Source organism: Clostridium sp. Marseille-QA1073, from assembly GCF_054863625.1.
This window is the reverse complement of sequence record NZ_JBSVQM010000061.1, coordinates 1-1,712: the sequence shown is the minus strand read 5'-3', so window position 1 is coordinate 1,712 and position 1,712 is coordinate 1. Positions and strand designations below refer to the sequence as shown.

The following is a 1,712-nucleotide window of genomic DNA, read 5'->3' as shown; positions in this document are numbered from 1 at the left end:
ACATTGTTCAACGTTACAGATAAATAATTGTAAATTTCTCAATGATAGCTGAGAAATATCCACAATTGTGAATTGTGCATTGTGAATTAGAAAAAGGAGTCCGATGAACTCCTTTTTTACACTATAAATCCAAATATTATATAAAGAATAAAGCTTATTAAACCATTTAATAATGCGTAAGGCAACTGAGTCTTTACATGGTCTATATGATCACAAGCTGTTGCCATTGATGATACTATTGTTGTATCTGAAATTGGTGAACAATGATCTCCCATAACTCCACCAGAAATTACTGCACCTATGCAAAGATATAGATTAGCATTAAGCCCCGCATGCATGGATACGGCAATAGGTGTCATTATAGCAAAAGTACCAAAGCTTGTCCCTGTTGAGAATGCTATTATTGAAGAAAAGATAAATATTAAAGCAGGTACAAAACTAGGGTTAATTTTCCCAGATAATGTGCTTGCTATAAAATCGCCTGTTTTTAAGTCTCCAATTACATTACCAATAGCAAATGCAAATACAAGAATTGAAGCTACTTGTAACATTCCACTAGCACCTTTAAAGGTATAGTTCATAAATTCATTTAGATTCATTATGCCTTTAATTTTGTATAGTATTCCACAGAAAACTATAGTTGTAAATACAGCCCAAAATACTGCAGTTGAACCTGAACCATTTAATGTATTACCATTCCCAGTGATATAAAGACCTAAAGGAATCATGCCTATTAATACTATTAATGGAAGTATCATATTCCACATGTTAGGTTTAATACCATTTTTAGTTGAAATTTCTGTTACATCATCAGAGATAAGAGGAGTTGAACCTTCTCTTATAACTGAACCTGTAGTTTTTGCCCTAATTTCTGCACTTTTCATGGGACCAAAATCTTTATCAGTAAGTATATAAAAAGCTACAGAAAGTATAGTTATAACTGAATAAAAGTTAAATAATAAACTTTTACCTAATATTTGAACTGGATTTCCAGATATAACTCCAGCTGTTATCTGTGCAGAAATCACTCCTAATAAGGTGGCACCCCATGAATTAAAAGGGAGAATAGAACACATAGGTGCAGATGTAGAATCAACTATATAAGCTAATTTTTCTCTTGAAACATTATATTTATCGGTAACAGGTCTAGCTATAGCTCCTGAAACAAGACAGGTTATAGTAGATTCTATAAAAATTACTATTCCAACAATATATCCAAGCATCATTGATGCTTTTCTACTTTTTATAGTTTGTGTTTTTGTAGTTAAGTAATCGACAAAACCTTCAACTCCACCGGAAACCTGAATTAAAGTTATTATTGAACCTACAAATATACAAAATATAATTGTTTTAGTTGTCCAACCTTCAGAAAAAACAGATATTATTCTTTCTAAAGATGCATTTAGTGAAGGCAATAATGCTCCACCAGATAATATTAATTCACCAATATATATTCCAGCAAATAAAGAAATTATAACCTGCTTAGTTATAAGTGCTAGTATTATTGATATCAGTGATGGTAATAAAGTAAAAATACCATAACTCATTTTTATGCTCCTTTTTATTCCATATTGATTTAAAATATATTTTTAAATAATCAACAACATATTTATTATTTAATTTGGTTATTATATAAAAACAAAATTGAACAATATATTTTTAAAAGTGGTACATTTATAAGTATAATGGTAAAGTGATGATTTTTAAAGATA

The 1,712-nt window shown here is 29.6% G+C and carries 1 protein-coding gene; it reads right to left on the bottom strand.

Annotation, left to right across the window (positions count from 1 at the left end; all coding sequences use genetic code 11):
• Window positions 1–116 precede the first annotated feature (116 nt).
• Window positions 117–1,547, bottom strand: coding sequence for a Na+/H+ antiporter NhaC family protein (locus tag ACY1IQ_RS21060; RefSeq protein WP_461615823.1), 1,431 nt, complete (start codon window positions 1,545–1,547; stop codon window positions 117–119).
• Window positions 1,548–1,712: the final 165 nt, after the last annotated feature.

What these genes read in the sequence shown, in the direction of transcription:
- ACY1IQ_RS21060 (WP_461615823.1), bottom strand. Translation starts at nt 1,547, where the DNA reads ATGAGTTATGGTATTTTTACTTTATTACCATCACTGATATCAATAATA.